Consider the following 4,290-nt stretch of genomic DNA (forward strand, 5'->3'; position numbering starts at 1 on the left):
CGTATTGGATAAATGGTTTGCAATCCAAGCCGCCAGTGAGCTTCCTGATGCCTTAGAGCAGGTGCGTAAATTATTAAAACACCCTGACTTTAGCATTAAGAATCCCAATAAAGCACGCTCAGTAATTGGCGCATTTTGTATGGCTAATCCACGTAACTTCCATGCTCCCGATGGCAGCGGCTATCAGTTTTTAGCCGAGATGTTGTTGATTTTGGATAAGCTTAACCCGCAGATTGCCGCGCGGATGGCCAGCCCATTCACCCGCTGGCAACGCTACGATAAGCCACGCCAAATGCTAATGCGCCAACAGCTAGAGCAATTAGCCACGCAGTCTTTATCGCGCGATTTGGCTGAGGTAGTATCGAAAAGCTTGGTGGCAGAAATAAAATAATGTAATCGGTAAAGCATAGGCCAGGCTGAAAAGCCCGGCCTATCTTAAGTGGACTTGCCGAGGGAGGAACTGGAATCTGTCGCCTGTTACTTATTCTAAATTAAACGATTTCAATTCTTTCACAATCTGCCCTTGTGAATCAGCAATTCCCACCCCAATGGCAAATGCCGTAGTACGCACCTGAATCTGATGATTTTTAGCAAATTGAGGGATTAGTTTTTGCAATTCCTGATACAATTGCGCACTTTCATATTTATTCAAATGATTCGCCGTAAATACGGAAAAATGAGGCTTATAATAATTTAAAACCGTTGGGCTACCGTATTGATTAAATAAGATCTGCCGTTCTACGTCTCGAGTTGCCCAAGCCGGGATGGGGGCTTGCTTATCACGTAAGTGCGATAAAGCCTCTAAAGTTTTGTTGCTTAGGCCTTGTATTTGTGGAACATTGGTCACCGAAAGCATAACATAGCCATTGGTAGACGGTACCAGGCGTGAGGTAAGTAGAGGAATAGGCTTTTCTTGTTTCGCTAAATTTGCGGTACGTTTAATAATATCGGGAATTTGGGCATCATTATAATTAGCCATGTATAAAGTGACATGCAAAGGGCTTTTTTCAATATGGGGCTTGATTTGATATGTATCAAGAACCTGTTCCTGGGCTAAAAAATGGTTAAAGTCTTTAACCAGGGTTGCTACATTATTGTCTGGTTTCAATTTAAGATAAACATTAATTGATTGACTGCCTGCGATGGATGTACTGGCAATAAAAGAACAGATTAAGAGGAGGGTGTAGTGTTTCAGCGTTTTGCAGTGATGGGTAATCCTATAGACCATAGCTTATCTCCAGTAATTCATCAGTATTTCGCAAAGCAAGCCGGTATACAACTTACTTATGCAAAAATTAAAGCAGATGAACAGTCCTTTGAACAGCAGCTAACGGATTTTTTTCACCAGCAAGGGCGGGGTGTTAATGTTACCTTACCGTTTAAACAGCGTGCTTTTGTGATGGCTCAGCAGGCTACAGAACGCTGTAAACAAGCCGGAGCGGCCAATACTCTATGGATGAATAACAATCAATTGCATGCGGATAACACCGATGGGGTGGGCTTGATTCGTGATTTACACCATTATATTAACTTGCCCGGAAAGCGTGTAGCCATTTTAGGTGCAGGAGGGGCTGCCCGCGGGATTATTCACCCTTTATTGCAAAATAAGCTTGCTGAATTAGTTGTTGTCAATCGCACTCCAGCCAAGGGCCTGGAACTGCAACAAAGATTTCCCCAAATCCAAGTGCAAAGCATCAATGAGCTATGCGGAGTCTTTGATTTAATCATCAATGCAACGTCTGCCAGTCTAGTGGGCGAGCTACCCTCCTTACCTCAAGAATGCCTGGCTGCAAAACCATTCTGCTATGACTTATCCTATAAAAAACAAGAGGATACATCTTTTTTACATTATGCAAAAGAGGCGGGATGTGAGGCTGTAGATGGTTTAGGAATGCTAGTCGAACAAGCCGCAGAAGCATTTCTTATTTGGCATGGATTTAAACCAGAAACTCAAGCAGTGCTAAAACAATTAAGAACATAAAAACAAACCTGGTTGTGAGCAACCAGGTTTTCCTTAAGATTGCATATATCACATATGATGCTACATGCTACTCAAAAAAATTAGCGACCGTCTTCGCATTATTAATTGTATCTTGAAAACCCAATTCAAGCAGTTCCCGCGTAAATTCACGCTCAAATAACAGGAAGCTTAAGAGATCACCTGAATGATTTTTAGCACCTAAAACATTAAGCAAATAACGCAGTAATACCGGCAATGAAGTAAAATGCGCCTGCGCAATCGACGCCACATCTTTACTCGGACGTAAATGCAGGGTACTTATTGGTCGCCAAGGGGAATGGCGCTTCTTCCACATAGATAAAAGCATAGCGATTTCATTCATACGATTAACCATTTCAATATCTCGATCCAGGTTGTCCAAAAACAAACCATTCAACATGCTACCAAGGATATGTGCAAAGGGAATGTCACTATGATTAGGCGTCTCATTGGCATCGGCAAAAGTCGGCAATGCACGAGTGCCTAAAATCATAATTTTATCCACCTCAAAGCGAATGGCCCCTCGTAGGGGGGATGCCAAGCCTACACTGCCATCACCATAATGAAATCCATCCAATGGTATGGTTGGGAAGAATAATGGTAATGCACTGGAGGCTAAGATATGTTCTGCTTTAATTTCTGTCCGTTGACTGCTATGTCGTGGATAATGCCAATCTGTAAAAGCGGGGCTATTGTGTGCATAAAAGGAAATGGTCTGGTTGGTTTGATAGCAATTGCTAATGATTTCCAAGGTATTAAGATGCCCCTCACTGATGTTTTTCGCAATGCGAGAAAAATCCAGTGTTTCCTCAATGAGAATTTTTAGGGGGGTGGTATCCAGCAAATGCCCCGTTTCACGCTGTTTTACAATTAACGTACTGACATTACGCATCACGGATTTACTCAGCTCATAATTGCTGGCTTTATAAATTTGCTGACAATGGATTTCACTCCAAAGCATCTCTAATTTGTCTAGGGCTCTGGGGAAGTCGTCCGCATTCTCGGCAAGAACGGCCGCATTAATGCTGCCCACGCTAACGCCACTGATAAGACTGAAAGGCAGTTTTTTAACTTGTAAAATATGGCCAATAGCTTTAAGAACACCCGCTTGATATGCACCACGGGCACCACCACCTGCTAGATAAAGGGCTTTTTTAGCCGTCATATTATTTTTGCTACTGTTAATGACTTATAAGAGAAAATATAGTTGAGATCTTGGTTGATTAGCAAGCATCATCAGACTTTCTTAAGTTTTTATTGCTATATTAACAATAAAGAAAGTTTTTTTAGGTGCGCTATGGGGGCTGGGCAGGAGAGCAATGCTGTTTTTTCGGTCGAACAAGCAAACGACTTGCTAACACAAATGCAAGCACCAATACGTTATGATTTAAAAAAGCCGACAGTATCTGTGCCGCTTTTGAATAGGATTCTCTTTGTATCACAATTTGTTAAAAATGCCAGTGAATTAGGTGATAAGGCAATACATGTAGGGAGTTCATTCACCGAAATACCAGGCATGAAGACACCTGCTCACCTTAATCATGGATTTCATTGGGGAAGAGCCGCGTTAACCGCGCTGCTGGAACGCTCCAGAGAAGCAGTTATTGCCAGCCTGAGCTATGAGCAAACAATGACGGTGACCGATGATTTACCTGATGCTGTAGAGGAAAACCGCTTGGCCTCTTTTTAAGGCTGTTTGCAAACCTTGGTTTTAGTCTTGTAATAAGATGCATTGCAAAAAGCAAAAAATTATTTTAAGTTTAAATATTATCTTCTAGGGAAGGAAGACTCATGCTGAACCTACTTCGTGAACAGCCACGAGCATTTCACATGATTTTTTTATTGGAATTATGGGAGCGGTTTGGGTTTTATACCGTTCAAGGGATTTTAACCCTGTATTTCATTCGTTATTTAGGTTATAGCGACTTGGATTCTTATTATGCTTTTGGTGCTTTTTCCGCTTTAGTCTACGGTCTGATTGTGATTGGCGGCTATTTAGGGGATTCCATCTTAGGGATTAAGCGAACCATCGTGCTGGGCTTAGTGGTTTTATCAGCAGGATATTTTGCCTTGGCAATTACTGATAAAGAGCATGTATTTCTTGCTCTAGGATTGGTTTGCGTAGGTAATGGTTTATTCAAAGCCAATCCATCTAATTTATTGGCTAAGTGTTATAAGCCCCATGATTCACGATTACATGGTGGATTCACCTTGTATTACATGGCCATTAACTTGGGTAGTATGTTTGCTTTAGTTATAGGGCCGGTGATAGCCAGTCGCTATGGTTATTC

The 4,290-nt window shown here is 41.8% G+C and carries 6 protein-coding genes; 4 read left to right on the plus strand and 2 right to left on the minus strand.

Annotated elements, in window-relative coordinates:
• Positions 1–391 (plus strand): aminopeptidase N C-terminal domain-containing protein (locus tag ACQY7T_RS05725; RefSeq protein ID WP_428411915.1); only part of this gene is annotated, 391 nt, incomplete at its 5' end.
• A gap of 90 nt (positions 392–481) precedes the next feature.
• Here ACQY7T_RS05725 and ACQY7T_RS05730 read toward each other — a convergent pair.
• Positions 482–1,228 carry a 2'-5' RNA ligase family protein gene (locus tag ACQY7T_RS05730; RefSeq protein ID WP_428411917.1) on the minus strand — a complete coding sequence of 249 codons (747 nt, stop codon included), beginning with the start codon at positions 1,226–1,228 and terminating at the stop codon, positions 482–484.
• Here ACQY7T_RS05730 and aroE point away from each other — a divergent pair.
• Positions 1,187–1,981, plus strand: a complete 795-nt coding sequence (gene aroE, locus ACQY7T_RS05735; protein WP_428411919.1) for a shikimate dehydrogenase — start codon at positions 1,187–1,189, stop codon at positions 1,979–1,981. The genes ACQY7T_RS05730 and aroE overlap by 42 nt on opposite strands.
• A gap of 67 nt (positions 1,982–2,048) precedes the next feature.
• Here the strand turns inward: aroE and ACQY7T_RS05740 are convergent, their stop codons facing one another.
• Positions 2,049–3,164, minus strand: a complete 1,116-nt coding sequence (locus tag ACQY7T_RS05740; protein WP_428411921.1) for a patatin-like phospholipase family protein — start codon at positions 3,162–3,164, stop codon at positions 2,049–2,051.
• A 132-nt stretch (positions 3,165–3,296) separates the two neighbouring features.
• Here ACQY7T_RS05740 and ACQY7T_RS05745 point away from each other — a divergent pair, with 132 nt between their 5' ends.
• On the plus strand, positions 3,297–3,689 hold the full coding sequence (locus tag ACQY7T_RS05745) for a hypothetical protein (protein WP_428411923.1): 393 nt from the start codon (positions 3,297–3,299) through the stop codon (positions 3,687–3,689).
• A 101-nt stretch (positions 3,690–3,790) separates the two neighbouring features.
• Positions 3,791–4,290: oligopeptide:H+ symporter (locus ACQY7T_RS05750; protein WP_428411925.1), on the plus strand; the 500-nt coding region annotated here is incomplete at its 3' end.

It is taken from the genome of Legionella sp. (genome assembly GCF_965140895.1).
Classification (GTDB): domain Bacteria; phylum Pseudomonadota; class Gammaproteobacteria; order Legionellales; family Legionellaceae; genus Legionella.